This window comes from Pseudochryseolinea flava (assembly GCF_003286915.1).
Lineage (GTDB): Bacteria > Bacteroidota > Bacteroidia > Cytophagales > Cyclobacteriaceae > Ohtaekwangia > Ohtaekwangia flava.
In genome coordinates this window covers 58,344-72,829 of record NZ_QMFY01000017.1, presented here as the reverse complement: position 1 = coordinate 72,829, position 14,486 = coordinate 58,344, and the positions used below count along the sequence as shown (strand labels likewise).

Genomic DNA, 14,486 nt, shown 5'->3' with positions numbered 1-14,486 from the left:
ATTACGCAATAGAACCGACCTGCAAAAATTATCGTTGCCGTAAATTAAGATTGCGTCATGTGCGTTGTAAACATACCGCAGTTGCCTATCGGTTCACCGACACAACAACCCGGGTAATCGCAAAAAAAGATACTGCAAAAGAAAGCACGACGAAGGCCACAGCGACGCCAATCACCTTCCCGTGAATAGCGGTGGATATGTCCATGCCGCTGTCCGCGAAAAAAGTTACGAGCATTTGGTTTCCAAGTATGAAAGCAAGTAGGGAGAGTAAAACTGCCGATGCCAGGAAGATAATCAAGTACGAAAGTAAGTGACGCACCAAGTGTGTTGTCTTATATCCCAGTTGAAGTAATAACGACACCTCATCTTTTGCTTGCGCGACCATCAGTGAAAAATTCAACATCACAATCACCAATGCGAAGATCATGAAGGCTGTTCCGATCACCACCAATACCGACATCACAACATTGATCGTCGTAAGAATTTTATTAAATTTTTGTTTCTCGTCGCTGATCTTCAAGGAATGTTTACGGATGTAATCGTCAAACGCGGCGCTTTGATCTGATTTCAATTTCACAATGACGCGAGAGGCAGCTTGGGATTGATCGACGCCAGCGACTGTTTTGTTTGCCCACGTCAAAAATTTTTCTGGCACGAGGATAGAAGAAATTCGTTCGCTAAAGCCGACTACTTTCGCTTTGAATGCTTGTCTACCACCAGGGCCTTCAATGACCACAGTGAGCGGTACGAGTTGAATGGTGGCTTTTGATAGCTGTGGTGTTCCCTTACCCATAGCATACCCAAAATTGTATAGGTTTAAGAAATCTTGAGAAATGATAATGGGCAAAAAATTATCACCTTTTTCCCACACAAACGTGGCAGGTTTATTATCGATGAACTGCGTGGGCACTGATTCGAAAAACAGTTCTGTATAAAAACCAAGATCTCCACCGAGGTGTGCTGTTGCTTGAAATTGACTTGATCTAAAAACACCGAAGTCGTCTAAGAAAGTTTGTTTACGAAATTCCAGAATTTCATCTGGTGTAAATTGTGCCCTTGCACCGAAGATAGTATTCGTGAATCCCACTTCTTTGTTAAGAATGATATAGTTCGAAGGATTCTTCTTGGGACTGATAACATCGGTAAGCTTAAAATATCCTTGCAGCGAAAGCAACACCAGCGTAAATCCAACAAGGAATGCAACACCAGAAAGTGTGAATTTTCCAATTCCCAATTTTCGCAGAAAGATTTTATTGAGTAGCGCGCGCATCGAATGTTACAATTGATATTCTTTATCGTAGTTAAATTGGTTGTCTTGCCCTAACGAAGTTACAATCAGTCCTGCATTTCGTTCGCGCACTGCGGAATCAATCAACGTTGCCGCACGTTTACTATTCTCAAGATCTAGATGGCTAAACGGCTCATCTAATAATATCCACTCGAAGGGTTGTATGAGCGAACGAATGATGGCGATACGTTGACGCTCGCCATACGATAGCGTGTGCGCTTTGTTATTCAGCAAATGTGAAACTTGTAATGCCTCGGCCATAGCGTGAATGCGATCATCAAAATTACCTGGATAGAGCGCAGATTTAACTTGGATGTTTTGTAACGCCGTCAATTGTAAAAACAGCCGAAGGTCTTGATAAACGATAGAAATCTTGTCCTGACGTATTTCTGCCCATTCGTTGGCATGAAAGTGAGACGACTCAACGCCGTTCAACCGAACTTTGCCGGTAAAGTCGAACCGAAGACCGTAGATATAGTGAATGAAAGTAGACTTCCCTTTTCCGGATGGCGCCACGACGCGATATCGTTTGGCGGCTTCAAAGGCACACGTGCATTGCCAGATATCCGTGGTAGAAGAAATAACCCCAGCCAAAGGAGCCGGGGTTACATTATTAAATTCTATTGTCATGGTGATCAAACTGGCGCGTTGTGAGAATGTCTTCTTGGGTTTGAATCTAATGACATTCCCTTAGTTACGCAAGCTTCAATGCGACCTACTCGTTTATGGCAACAACCGGTTCTTCAGTAACTGCAGTTGAATCCATAGCCGGTTCCGTAAATGTTGGTTCTGTCGGAATCATGTCACCATACTTCTTAGCGATCTTCGTAATGGTGAGCAAGCTGTTTTCGCTCTTGTTCTTAAACTTCACGACCAACTTACCAGTAGAAGTTTTGTCTTTTACTGCTGAGCTCGTCGCGACGATTTCTTCTACAGCGATGTTGCCAATGTGCTCACCAAGAGAAGCATTACTTCCTTCATAGAACGTAGACGGAATATTTGTAAAGTTTACGTACATCGATGATGCATTGCTTGTCAAAAGACCTGACAACTCACCGTTCAGTTTTTCGCCACTTCCGCTTACTGCGAAATCTTTCAAAGCTGAAGATCCGGTAATTGCAATCGCGTTACCTTTTTCAACGATAAAGACTTTATCCTGGAAGCTGTATACATTATCAGTCTTTGTAAGCATACCTTGTGCCACGAATTGCTCAAGAATTTTTACTGCGTTTTCTTTCTTAGCGATGCCGATCAAAGCATAATAATCGAACTCAGGCTCTTGTGCGGTGTACTCTTCACCAGTAGACCAGTTCAAACGTTTCACTTCCTTCATGCTCACCCCATTGACGGTAGCCGCGATGTCTCCGCTAAAAGTTTCGAAAGCCTCTTTTGGTGTAAGACCAAGCATCTGTTCCGCTTGAGCGCCCATGGCTTCTACCAAATGTTCAGACTCTAAATACTGGTAAAGTGCGTCCATATCCAAACCAAAACCTGCCATACCGATTACCGTTTTACCGGGCATTGCTCCGGCTACATCGTTGCTTACATTATTCTTGATGAAGTTGAATTTCTTGAGCATCTCATCGTTGCCTTGGTATTTCGTATCAACCACGACTTGACCATCTTCGAAATTACACGTAGCCATCATGAACGTTTCTTTCAAATTGAAGTTGCTTCCAGGCATTCCTGTTTGTGGAATAAAGTTTTGGAATCCTTCGAAGTTCATCCACCAAGCGATGTCAGCAGTTTGTTTTTCAAGGTCCTTGAAAGTTTCACTCGTCGCGATCAAGGATTCTTCTTTCTTCAAGTTGGCAATAGCCATAAGTTTTTCCTTGTCATTTGTTCCGACGAGAACGATCAATTCTGTTTCGCTCCAGCCGATGATCGACTTGTCTTCGATTGTCGCCAATGAATAAGATCCTTCTTTCGTGATGACAACATCTTTGCTTGCCTTTTTAACGAACGCTTCAAATTTATTCGCATCGGTAAGGGCAACGATCGCAGCACCGTAACCAGAATTTTCACCTTCGATCTTTCCGAAGATGTACGCTTTGTTCATGTAGTCGATACCAGAATTACGAAGTGCAGTACTAACAGAGTCGTCGAGATCTGTAAATACTTTCTTAACGCCTTCAACACTCAAAAGCTCTTTGAAGTCGAGGCTTTTCATGGCTAAGCTTTTCACATCAAATGCTAACACGCCCGTAGCATCTTTAGGAATGTGAGTAGCCAGTCTATTTTCTTTGCTGCACGACACCAATACAAGTGCCGACAATGAGAGGATGACCAATCCGTGACGGAGCGATCGTGTGTTTTTTGCAAATTGCATAACTGTTATCATTAAAGTAGAGAATGTGTTACGACGGGAGTACAATTGTGAGAATGGACCCCGCTGAGGGGTAGCTTAGACAATGGCCAAAACGAGGGGTTCATTCTGTTTAAAAATGTTGCCCAAATATCGGAAAAAGAAAAGATATGTTAGCAGGTTTGTAGGGAATATCTGACTAGTGAGGCGGTTTGGGGGTTGGCAGGTAGCCAGTTTCCGGGGTAGCCGGTTTCCAGTTACCTGTTTTTTATTTCAGGACACAACTCGACCGCAAACAGTTAACTGTTTCCGAGCGCGCATTTATTTGATACGCGTCACCTTATCAAGGTTTAGATAAATTCCCAGCAGTATCATATAGACTCCGTAGGCTATTGTTCCACAAGCCACTGCCACAAACAACGGATGGCCTAACATGCTTTCTCCAATAAAGTTAAAGGCCTTATCTGTGTTGACCGTTTCGGTGGGATCTGCATGCACGGCGCCGCGTATCAAGGAGTATCCGATGATTGCTAAAATGATTGCGCGGGCAAAATGCCCCACCCACGCCAGCGCATGAATCGAAAATTTCTTCCACGTTGGCAGGTGATCAATATCGAGGTGCGGCTTATGATCGCCTTTTGCGACGTAACGAAGTTCGAGTAATGCGGTGACGGCAACCATTACACCGCAAATGCCTAGGAGCCAATCACCACCGTTCCAAGCGAGTACGGTCGACACCATCTGCCTTTGCTCTTCGAAACCTTCACTCCCATCAGCGTCGTCGATCATTGCCCTAATCCCAGACCACGCGATTAAACCATACGCTGAAGCCGCAAGCACTATTGCAATTCTCCGTGCAATACCTTTCCAATCATTGCCATAATTAAGTGGATCTTGAATAGCTTCGACTATCCGCCACACTACGTACGCGAGTAATCCTAGAATAATTACCCATAAAAAAATTTCACCGACGACCGTCGTATCCAACAGTTCAAGCAAACTGTCTTCGTCTGCGCCACCATCTTTTAATCCCAACAAAGAAAGCAATGCGATCACCCCGATGGCTATGTAAACAAGGCCGATCGCCATAGAGCCAAAACGGCCCAAAAGGCTAACAATTGATCGAGCAGTAGGCACAACGTTGCGTGTAGTCTTAAATGAAATCGTTACAACTTCAATTTTCCTTCTATCGAGTCGTCGAGTGTTTTTCCAATGACGGCGCCGGCAACTTGTTTCGCGAACGCTACGACCTGCCCATGCTTGGTATCCCAATAATATCCTTCGATCGGCTCAAACCGAAGTACGGTAATTCGAGGGTCATCTATACCTTCGGTAAACCACGTCTTCAGTATTGGCTCCCACAACTCCTTGATTTTTGACTTATCACGACTTATCGAAACTTCCCCATGAAGGCTTAAGAAGTCGGAATAATCGGAACCTTTAAATAGCAATTGCACGTTCGGATCGTCTTTCACGTGCGCATTTTTGTGACTATCACTTGCGCTCAAGAACCAACATGTACCGTCGTTGTCAATTTTTTGAACCGACATGGGACGCGTTGAGAACGGCGCTTCAGTGTGAATATTCGTGCAGAAAAAACAATTCTTTGCTTTTTCAACCAGGCTCTTGATCTTCTTTGCGGCTTCACCATTAAATAGATCGCGGTGGTTATCCTCAGGCTGTTGTTTGTTGATGCTGTCCATGTTTTTTTAAGCACTGATTAAAAAACGGTGCCATTTCACATGGACAACACCCAGCGACTACAAGCCGCGTTGCGTCTAGGGCAAAAATGAACTCTTTTCCTTCGTAAAGAGTAACGTTAGTTGGTGCATGGCGCGTGTACAGGCGATGTACAACATACTTCTATCAACATCGGTATGATAATTCCGAATCGATGCGAATGGAACAACCACTTCATCAAACTCCAAACCTTTTGCGAGGTGCGCCGTGGTTAAGATGATCCCTTCTTTAAAAACAGTACTATCGACAGAAAGTAGATGCACCTCGCTCATTTTCAATTCGTGGTGCAGAAACGCCGCTTGTTCCTGCGTTTTGCAAATAATGCCCATAGATCTGTACCCTGATTCTTTGAAACGCTTGATACAATTTCGAACTTCTTCTACTTCGGCAGCATTGCTATCAACACCTTTCATCACCGGCGCGTCGCCATGGCGCTCCATCGGAATGATATTCGGATTTGGAGAGATGTGTTGTGCAAATGCCGTAATCTCCCACGTCGAACGATAACTTCTAAAAAGTCTAACTACCTCGCCTTGTGGAAACACGTCTTCAATTGCCTCTGCTGATGACGCGCTGTAAGGATTAACCTTCTGGCTCACATCACCGAGAATGGTTTTTTTGCAATTGAACAACCGTGAAATCACAGCATATTGCACGGCGGTGTAGTCCTGCATTTCGTCAATGAGCAAGTGTTTTACATGATCGTAACTCTTCAAACCTTCCAAACGAATTTTGAAGTAGATCAAGGGGAAAACGTCGGCATACTCGAGTGCTTCTCCATGGTGAAAACGAAAAAGTTCAGGTCTACCTACCCACTTGAAGAAGTCGCGATAGAGATCCAAGATGTTGTTCATCTTAAACATAGCCGGGATAGCTTCCCACACTTTGTTTTTTTCGCCTCCGCTTAGTTTTCGTTGCACATTATTGCGAACAAACTGCAAAACATCTTTCGTGACTTCCGCGAATCGTTTCAACAACGGGATACGATAATACGCTTTGAACTTCTCCATGATAAACGGAAACGGAACAACTGTGCCTGCGACGCGAATCTCGGTTGGTTCAAAATAGTTATTCTCAATATGAATTAAGTAGCGATTCAGCTTTCCTAAAAACTCGAACGAAGACTTGAATTTAATTCGTTCAATAAATCCGGCATCGTGGTGCTCAAGCAACGTGTATACCTGCTCGAAAAAAGTTTGAAACTGGAATTTATTATCCAATAATTCAGCTGCAAGTTCATCGATCCCCATTTCTGGTATCTGTTCCTCTCCTAATTCCGGCAACACATTCGAGATGTAGTCAGCAAAAACTTTATTGGGAGAAATGATCAATATATCCTTGGAAGAAATTTCTTCGCGAAAGCGGTATAGTAAAAAAGCTATCCGGTGAAGTGCGATAGACGTTTTACCGGAACCAGCAACGCCTTGAATAATCATCACGGGCGAAGTTTCATTCCGGATCACTGCATTTTGATCGCGTTGAATCGTCGCGACGATGTTCTTCATTTTATCATCGGAAGACTTGCTTAATTCCTTTTGCAATACATCGTCATGAATATTCACGTCATTCTCAATCATGAACTCCATGTTGCCTTCGCGGATTTTGTATTGACGCTTCAGCACAATTTCTCCAGACACGATGCCACCTGGTGTTTTATACCAACCTTCGCCGAGCTCAAAATCATAGAACATAGACGATATCGGCGCTCGCCAATCGTAGACGAGGTTCGATCGTTCATCAGCGAAGGAATAAATACCAATGTAAATAGCAGAAGTATCCGACTCATTCTTTTGAACAAAGTCGATACGGCCGAAGTAGGGCGATTGACCGAGCTTGATCAACTTACGTTTTTTCGAAACTGCAGACTCTCCGGTAAACGCCATTCTATTGATCGACTGCTCTGACGCGACCATATCGGCCTCGTCCATTCCAGACTGATTCTCGTAAATGTATTGTTTGCTCTGCCGTAGCTCAGTGGAGTATTGACGAACGCTATCGTCCACGCGCTTTATTGCCAATATTAGCTTTTCCTTGATTTCTTCAAGATACTCTCGCTCTTCCCGTTCCGTTGAATTGATCATCGCTTTAATAAGAAACAAACTTCAAAATTAACGGTTTTCTCCTGGATAGCAATAACAGTAGTCGGCGAGCTTCCGATGCGTTAAAATATTTCGAACGAACTAAAACAACGAATCAAATTTTTCCTCCGATACAATTCGCGAAACGTTATCCGCCAAAGATTGATACACTTTCGAATTGAAGAAATTCCCCATACTGATGCGCTTAACGCCAGCACCTTTTAACACATCAAATGATGGCAATCCAGGCATACACATAACATTTACAGGAAGCGTTGATGCATCAACTACAGCGCGGATGTCGGACAAGTCTGTAATGCAAGGAAAAAACAATCCATTCACGCCCGTGACCTGATACGATTTGGTTCTGCGCACCGCTTCATGAAGCGCATCAGGCACGCCAAGTAAAAATGCATCGCACCTTACATTGACGAACATATCTATACTGTTTTCACGCAATCCGCTGACGATACCTTCAAGTAGTTGGGAAAACTTAATGCTATCTACAAATTCTCTTTTCCCGTTCGCCACCCTCGAATCTTCGATGTTAATGCCCACAACGCCAACATCGGCGAGTTGCTTGATGTTACTGACAATTTCTTGAACAGTCTCACCGTAACCGGCCTCCAAATCGACCGATAGCGGCAGCGTTGTGGCACGTGCGATGTAGCCAACAATTTGCAAGTACGCCGAAAAAGGCATTGACTCGCCATCGCGAAATCCTAGCGTGGCAGCAACCGCCGCGCTCGAGGTGGCGATTGCTTTGAATTGTTGTGTCTCAAAAACCGTTGCACTTTGTACATTCCAAACATTTCCAATAAGCAACGGAGACGCTTGATGATGTAAGGCCGAAAATTTTTTAAATCTTTCGCTCATGATATTTCTTATTTTTGATTTCTGTTACTGCTAAATGAATCCCGAAACATTTTCCATCCTTTGCCAGTCTTTTTCCACAGCACTAAAAATTTTCCATCGTCGAACAATTCTCCTTTCTCATTGAACGACTGCCATAATCCTTCCTCGGTCACGAAGTTCACACCATCGCCATAAATTGCCGTGGTGATGAACTTTCCATTTCGAAGTCCAAACTCGTCATAAGCAAGGTGAAAGAACTTCGTTGCAGCGTCTCGGCCGCACATCTGAGGAGCATTTGGCGCCATGATACAAGCGTCGTCCGCGTAACGCTCTACAAAGATTGCGGGATTATGTTTTACGAAGGCTTCAAAATAGACTGCATTGCTCGCGGCAATTTCCTTTTGTGCTTCCTCGAGAGAATTCTTTGGCTCAGATTCTACGACACCCGCGGTTGTTAAAAACATGCTACCCATACATGCTGCTAAAAAGATCATTTTCATAATTGATTGTGTTTAATGACACAAACCAACGATGAATCCATGCCCAAAAAATTGATATAGATCACATTTTTTGATCAATCTAAAACTTGAACCGACTTAAGGTTTCGCGTGTAACGCCAAGGTAAGCTGCCAAGATCTTTTTTGATAGGCGCTGGTATAACCCCGGATATTCAGCCATCAACAAGTTAAAGCGGCCTTTTGCATCGTTCGTCATATAGCTTAACAAACGTCGCTGCTGCTTTACGAAACTATCGTTACCTTTTTTACGGAAGTAGTGCTCCATTTTATGCATGTCGGCACACATCTTTTCACGATTTGAGAATGATAAACACATCAATGTTGTGTCTTCCAGACAAGTGATATTAAAGATTGCTTTTGTCTGATTATAAAAAGCATCCTGATCAGTGATCCAACAATTTTCGATAGCAAATTGCATAATATGATCTTTGCCTTCATCGTCGGTATAGTTAGAGACCAACAATCCCTTTATGACCCAGTGGTGATTCGTTACCCAATCTCCTTCATGCACCAGAAACTCATGCTTCTTCAATTTTTTAGGAACAAAATAGGTCAAGACTCTCTCATACTCATCGTCGGATAAAGTCGTGTAAACTTCGAGGTGTTTACGAAATATCGCAAGGGCCTCGCGATCATTTACTATCTTTGCCACGGCTTCTATTTTCCGAAAGCTAACACAGACTTTTTGTTACGAACAACAGAATCACTCTTTTTCATTTATCCGCACGACATTTTCTAGAATATCTTGGTATTTTACCGAACGGATAATGCTACCTAACATGAGGATTTCTTTTTCGATTTTCCTGATTGCTGCTTTACTTTCATGTACATCGCGAAATGAGAAAAAACTCGATCGAACGAGTACAGACATCATCAAGCTTCGCCAAAATGATGTTGCTCTTGAAAAACCACAACCTGGTGATTGGCTCTTTGAACACACAGAAAAAGGACAAAATTATGAAACCTACATCGCCTACGACCCCGTTCGACCAAGTGCGACGCGAAACAAAATATATCTACTCCCTATTGGAAAATTTGATGAAGCACAAAAGAAAGTAATTCAATATACGGCCGATTATCTCAAGATTTTCTTTGGCCTTTCTGTTTCGCTACTGCCCGGTGCAGATGATACCGCTATTCCTTCTCACGCAAGAAGAATGCGCGAGGACAATCACGAACAATTCAAATCGACGTACATCCTGACGTACTTAAAAAATCATATCCCAAAAGATGGCATTGTTGTGATGGCAATTACGGCTACAGACCTTTATCCTGCAGACGATTGGAATTTCGTATTTGGGTCAAGCTGCTACGAAAGCGCGTGTCGGCGTATCTTCGATATATCACTTTTCAGACGAAGCGCTCACAACACAAAACTACCAGCGATGTCTCGAGCGCTTAATCAAGACATCATCCCATGAAATAGGTCATATGTTTTCTTGTCTCCATTGTACACATGCCGTATGTGTGCTCAACGGTTCCAATAGTTTACCTGAATCTGATTTAAAACCGAATCGACTTTGCTCAGAATGTCTTCACAAGTTACAATGGAATTTAGGGTTCGATATAGGCCAACGCAATGCGAACCTCGTCGCGTTCTTTAAGCAACACGGATTATTGGAAGACCTACTACTCGCGGAGAAAGACAAGCCATTGCTCGGACGTGAGAATTAATCAAAATGGGCGGTTTGATCACCACGTTGAATGCGATCAACTACAAACTCAATTTGACTTCGAAGAATTCTATTTTCAGATAGTTCCGGTAAATCGGCAATAGAAAAGTAGCCAACATCCAATACATCAAATCCCTTTACGATTTCTGACGATACAGCCTTACACAAAAACACCATTTTGTACACGTAGAACGCTTGTGGTGGATGAGGGTGCATCTTTTTATCGAACACCGCCAGAAGAGATTTTACTTCAACATCTAAACCAGTTTCTTCTTTAAACTCTTTCGTCACTACTTCTTTTGGCGTGAGTCCCACGTCTGCCCACCCTCCCGGCAGCGACCATTTTCCATCGGCACTTTCTCGCACAAGTAACACCTTGTTATCCTCGGTCAACAGCAGACCACGGATATCGACCTTCGCTGTTGGGTAATCAGTCGCTGTCGGCAAGCTCACCTTCAACCGTTCTATGGGCACATCCGATATTTTGGACAACAACGTGTAGCTGATGTGTTGAAGTTCAGTGTAGCGCTCTGTTTCATACCCGGAACTCGCGTATTGCAAACCTATTTCTGCAATGGATTTGATCTTTTTAATCTCCTCAAGCAATTCGTAGTTCATCATGACTAGTTACCAGCGTATTTACCAAAATATCCACACTCATTGATAACGTCTTTGTAATACTTGGTGTGGGCATAGTTACTTTTTAGTTTTCTAAAACCATCCCATGCCAAGAATGCAACATCAGGTTCGCCGTAAAACTCATCGTTGCCGTGATACTCACGGGCATAAAATTCATTTCGTTCGCACTTGGCCATCATGTAAACGCATTTAGCTTTTTGCTCGTCATTGGCCGCGGCATCGAACGCCTTTTGATAGAACTCTTTTGCTTTACTACAACTGAACAACATGGATTGAAAGTCCTTCTTAATGTAGTTGCTCCCTTGATCAATGATTTCACCGTAGTAGAAAACCCGCGCATTTCCAAAGTAGCTCATATTATAGTAAGCATTCGCCAACAGCAGACTATTATTATAAACGTCCTCGCCCTTAATAACATGATCCTGCATCTCTTTCATTTTCTGAACGAGTGTCAGCTTTGTATATTTTGTTTTCTGCACTGCCGCATGATCACAGTCATGACAGTCTTTAATCTTTCCATTGAAAGGATTCCCAAGTAATTCAGCTTTTCCGTTAGCCGCGGTGAGCAACGTTATCGCCTTATCAAGTTCTCCATTGTAGGCGCTAACGACACCTTGGTACTCGTAAAGATCCATCAGCGTTAAACTGTAATTCTTCGCTACCATTTCCTCCCAAGGCGTTTTACCGGATTTCATGAAGAAGGTCTTCATCAACTCCACGTTCGAAGGCGTGATGTAAAATTTATCGTTGCGATCAAGGAGCTCCGCCATCACAACATTCTGCTGCGATTTGTAAATTGATGAGAGATACTTTTTACTCCAGCGCCTAACATTGTTTTTTCTAAATGTATCGTCGTCGTCTGAAAGTTCATTGTAAAGCCAAGTAAGATCGGCTACGAGTTTTCCTTCAATTTTTGAATCGAGCTTGTTAATGGTCGTTAAGGTATTGATTAACCGTAGCAACCGAATTTGTTGATTCGACATCTCGGATGGTGAAGCATTCGCTTTCAGGGCCTTGTCGAAAAATTGTGTTGCGTCGTCGTTCTTGCCTGCGTAAATACTAAGGTATCCGGCTGCGGTATTCCACAAAAATGGATTACCGATTTTGTTGTCTTTTGCAATGGATGTAACAAACTGAAGGTCCTCTGCCGTCACCAATTTTTTCATGGCCGCTCTGTATTGCGCAAGGGAAGTATACTGATCTTCCGACAAATCAACTTCCTTGATGTTGACAAATCTTGTGAGAAGATAATCGATATGAGCACTCTTCGGATTCAGTTTATAAATCTCCTGAATGGACTGTTTTGGGTCGAGATAAAAGCCCAATATCGCCCATAAGGCAGCTTTCTCTTCAGGCGTTTTTGCGAGCGCTAGCGACTCCTGGTAATCCGAGTTTTCGATGGGGTGAAAGTTGTAAGTAGCCACAATGCGAAGTTCCGGACACTTGTCGAACACCACGCTGTACAAGTAGTTCGACATCCCGTAACGCTTCTGACTATAATGCACACCGGCCACGTAGGACAGCGCGCGATAGTAAAGTACATTTTCAGGTTCTGAGCTTTTCGTTTTGTCAAAAAAATCAATTACGTTTTTGGTGTTGCCGCTGTAGAAACTTCCTTTCATTACTTGAAACCACAATCTATTCTTAATGAAAGGATCTTTCGCAAGGCTGTAGAGTTTGGTAATCTCATCGATCGTTTTTTGCGCTACTTGTGGAGGTGTCGTTGACTCTTCATAATCCCAAGAATATGGTGATCGCATACTGCACGCTTCGATGACCTTCGCGAAGTGTAAAAAGTTAATGAATGATTTAACCTTATCGTCAGCGATGTTTAAAGACGCAAATCGCGCTGGAAGCCCCTTCTTAGCTTGCACTGCCTTAAAAAGCAGATCGATGTCGGCGTTTGCATTTTCGTCAAGCAAAAGGTACTTCACGTCTTCCGTTGAAATCTTTCCATTTAAATACGCTGACCAATCCGCGGTAATGTCATTATTAAATCTTGACCGATGCTCGGTGTCGTAGTTGACACGGTAAAACGGTTCCTGCGAAGAATAGAAGAGCGGCGAATACGATTCGTCCGCAAAAACCTCGGGGGTAAAACTTGAATCCGAATCATAGCCCATGTACCAGTCGGCACAGGCAAATATCACACTCGTCGTTAACAGTATGGAAAAACTAAAAAGTACGAGTAATTTCTTCAAAGAGGTCTTCATCGTCATGGTAGGTTAATTGCGGTTCATCAAGATCATAAAAAATAACGGTCTGCGGTTTCTTCGCAATACTGCGCGCAATGTCATCGGCCATTTCACTGATCTGATCTTTATCTATAGCTTCAATCTTAACGAAATCTCCTTTTCTAAAGAAATTTCCAAGCGTAATAAAGTTATCTTTTGCAACGTATAGATCGCCACCTTGGTTATTGAATTTTGTCGAATCTATCGATTCATGAGACCATTGGTTGAGAAGTCCAATTACTTTTCCGTCGCGTGAATGAATGCCCCAAGAGAACAAGGGTAATGCGACATCCAATCGAAGGGGATAATTTTTCAACGATGCCAGGTATCGTTTTGCAGTCTTCCGATCATAAATGGAATTCGAAGAATCGTCCGCATTAATGTGCCCCATGTTATAGTACATCAAAACGCCGTAATCAACGTCAGGAACACCCGTCGTTTCAAAATATTTTACTTGGTGTAGTCTGATCGTTGCCGACAGCCTATGTTTTGTTTGCTGTTTCAACGCATCAATAAAACGGAGGAATACATCTTTACTTTTCAACGTCCAGTCACAATCAATTTGTATTTCTTCAATGGACACATTGTTTTTGGCATTGATCTGATCAATATAGTCGACTATGTTTTTTGCAAGATCCGGTACCCCTACCGTTGGGCTAAGCATGACTTGGTTTCGAACATAGATAACTGGAACAATCTCAATTGCGGGTGGAGGTTCGTTAAAAACGATGGGACGCACAGGAAAAGGTGCACCTTTAATCAAGGTAACGTCGAAGTAACGTACATAGAGTTTCGAGACGCTGTTTTGTTTCAGCGTTGCTACTTCGGTGTCATTCAGTTCAAAAGTTGTCTTCCAGTAATAAAAAGACGTTAGCGGGGGCGCCTCTTTGGTGCATGCCGTGCTTAGCAACAGCAATACGTAGATCGCGCCCGGGAATTTCCAGAGATTCATGGTGCAAAAGTAAAAGCTTAAACCGAAAGTCGAAGGCTTGCATTCCTTACAGGGGGTTAAACGTTGCACAAGACACATCGCACAATATTGACTGTCGGCGCGCGAGGTTACGAACATGAATTGTAATGCGCTGACACCTACTTAACGTTCGGAAAATGACATCACTTTTGACGGAATTCTCGACGTAAATTACATCTAACATTT

14 protein-coding genes are annotated in these 14,486 nt (G+C 43.1%); 2 read left to right on the top strand and 12 right to left on the bottom strand.

Features of this window, described 5'->3' with window-relative positions; all coding sequences use genetic code 11:
* Window positions 1–85 precede the first annotated feature (85 nt).
* The 9 genes from DQQ10_RS23570 to DQQ10_RS23530 all read right to left on the bottom strand — a co-directional run bounded on the left by DQQ10_RS23570 (window position 86) and on the right by DQQ10_RS23530 (window position 9,436).
* Window positions 86–1,270: an FtsX-like permease family protein gene (locus tag DQQ10_RS23570; protein ID WP_112749399.1), complete on the bottom strand. Its 1,185-nt coding sequence runs from the start codon at window positions 1,268–1,270 to the stop codon at window positions 86–88.
* A gap of 6 nt (window positions 1,271–1,276) precedes the next feature.
* Entirely contained in the window at window positions 1,277–1,918 is a 642-nt protein-coding gene (locus DQQ10_RS23565) for an ATP-binding cassette domain-containing protein (RefSeq protein WP_112749398.1), read from the bottom strand.
* Window positions 1,919–2,003: 85 nt separating this feature from the next.
* On the bottom strand, window positions 2,004–3,617 hold the full coding sequence (locus DQQ10_RS23560) for a DUF4836 family protein (protein WP_165824085.1): 1,614 nt from the start codon (window positions 3,615–3,617) through the stop codon (window positions 2,004–2,006).
* Between the two features lie 297 nt (window positions 3,618–3,914).
* Window positions 3,915–4,700, bottom strand: a complete 786-nt coding sequence (locus tag DQQ10_RS23555) for a DUF1206 domain-containing protein (protein WP_133259746.1) — start codon at window positions 4,698–4,700, stop codon at window positions 3,915–3,917.
* A 59-nt stretch (window positions 4,701–4,759) separates the two neighbouring features.
* Window positions 4,760–5,296 carry a pyridoxamine 5'-phosphate oxidase family protein gene (locus DQQ10_RS23550; protein WP_112749395.1) on the bottom strand — a complete coding sequence of 179 codons (537 nt, stop codon included), beginning with the start codon at window positions 5,294–5,296 and terminating at the stop codon, window positions 4,760–4,762.
* Between the two features lie 75 nt (window positions 5,297–5,371).
* On the bottom strand, window positions 5,372–7,432 hold the full coding sequence (locus DQQ10_RS23545) for a HelD family protein (protein WP_245970525.1): 2,061 nt from the start codon (window positions 7,430–7,432) through the stop codon (window positions 5,372–5,374).
* A gap of 81 nt (window positions 7,433–7,513) precedes the next feature.
* Window positions 7,514–8,287, bottom strand: a complete 774-nt coding sequence (locus tag DQQ10_RS23540; protein ID WP_112749393.1) for an isocitrate lyase/PEP mutase family protein — start codon at window positions 8,285–8,287, stop codon at window positions 7,514–7,516.
* An 8-nt stretch (window positions 8,288–8,295) separates the two neighbouring features.
* Window positions 8,296–8,766 (bottom strand): YybH family protein, encoded by a 471-nt coding sequence (locus DQQ10_RS23535; RefSeq protein WP_245970523.1) that lies wholly within the window; start codon window positions 8,764–8,766, stop codon window positions 8,296–8,298.
* Between the two features lie 79 nt (window positions 8,767–8,845).
* Window positions 8,846–9,436: a Crp/Fnr family transcriptional regulator gene (locus DQQ10_RS23530; RefSeq protein WP_221409781.1), complete on the bottom strand. Its 591-nt coding sequence runs from the start codon at window positions 9,434–9,436 to the stop codon at window positions 8,846–8,848.
* Between the two features lie 127 nt (window positions 9,437–9,563).
* On the opposite strand from DQQ10_RS23530, the gene DQQ10_RS28255 reads away from it, so the two are divergent.
* Together DQQ10_RS28255 and DQQ10_RS23525 are read left to right on the top strand one after the other, a co-directional pair.
* A complete protein-coding gene (locus tag DQQ10_RS28255; protein ID WP_245970530.1) occupies window positions 9,564–10,205 on the top strand; it encodes a zinc metalloprotease in 642 nt (213 codons plus the stop codon).
* Window positions 10,123–10,458, top strand: a complete 336-nt coding sequence (locus tag DQQ10_RS23525; protein WP_245970529.1) for a zinc metalloprotease — start codon at window positions 10,123–10,125, stop codon at window positions 10,456–10,458. The genes DQQ10_RS28255 and DQQ10_RS23525 overlap by 83 nt, the downstream gene beginning before the upstream one ends.
* Here DQQ10_RS23525 and DQQ10_RS23520 read toward each other — a convergent pair.
* From DQQ10_RS23520 to DQQ10_RS23510, 3 genes are read right to left on the bottom strand one after another with little or no spacing between them, the layout of a single operon-like run.
* Window positions 10,455–11,078 carry an NUDIX hydrolase N-terminal domain-containing protein gene (locus DQQ10_RS23520; protein WP_112749391.1) on the bottom strand — a complete coding sequence of 208 codons (624 nt, stop codon included), beginning with the start codon at window positions 11,076–11,078 and terminating at the stop codon, window positions 10,455–10,457. The genes DQQ10_RS23525 and DQQ10_RS23520 overlap by 4 nt on opposite strands.
* Before the next feature lie 2 nt (window positions 11,079–11,080).
* A complete protein-coding gene (locus DQQ10_RS23515) occupies window positions 11,081–13,309 on the bottom strand; it encodes a hypothetical protein (RefSeq protein ID WP_133259745.1) in 2,229 nt (742 codons plus the stop codon).
* Window positions 13,272–14,282 carry a hypothetical protein gene (locus DQQ10_RS23510; RefSeq protein ID WP_112749389.1) on the bottom strand — a complete coding sequence of 337 codons (1,011 nt, stop codon included), beginning with the start codon at window positions 14,280–14,282 and terminating at the stop codon, window positions 13,272–13,274. Before DQQ10_RS23510 ends, DQQ10_RS23515 begins: the two co-directional genes overlap by 38 nt.
* Between the last annotated feature and the right edge of the window lie 204 nt (window positions 14,283–14,486).